The sequence below is a fragment of the Acinetobacter sp. Ver3 genome (assembly GCF_000632455.1).
Lineage (GTDB): Bacteria > Pseudomonadota > Gammaproteobacteria > Pseudomonadales > Moraxellaceae > Acinetobacter.
The window spans coordinates 1-529 of sequence record NZ_JFYL01000185.1 but is presented as its reverse complement, the minus strand read 5'-3'; the positions used below and the strand labels follow the sequence as shown (position 1 = coordinate 529).

Genomic DNA, 529 nt, shown 5'->3' with positions numbered 1-529 from the left:
AACCCTGTTTAGAACCACTGGCATCATCACCGAAGCCTCACAAGGACAAAGCGATGGGGCACTGACCCTCTACAAACTCACGCTTAACGATGCAACTTCACTTTGGCACAAACGCCGCAACAGCCGCGTATTTATGAATAAATCCGTGGTCGAAGTGATGGAAATCCTCTTTGAAGAATGGCAAAACAAAAGCCCACTCTTTGCCTCTAGCCTCAGCCTAGACCACAGTGGACTACAACAACAATACGACATCCGACCCTTTATCATGCAAAGTAACGAAAGCGACTACGACTTTCTGACTCGCTTACTACGCAGTGAAGGCATTAACTGGCTCATTGATGAAGCCCAACCGATTGTACCGAGCAACAACAGCCCGATCGAAGCACAAAAGCTCCGCCTGATTGACGACAACAGCCAATACCAAGCGCTTAACCGACGCAACATCGCTACCACCGCAGTGATGCGACAGAACAATTTGATAGCATCACCAGCTTTATCGGACAACGTAGCCTACAACCCACCGCAGTTC

Annotated in this window: 1 pseudogene; it reads left to right on the top strand. The window is 49.0% G+C overall.

The features are described from left to right. Positions 1-529, top strand: a pseudogene (locus tag CL42_RS16290) (phage late control D family protein); the annotation flags it as partial.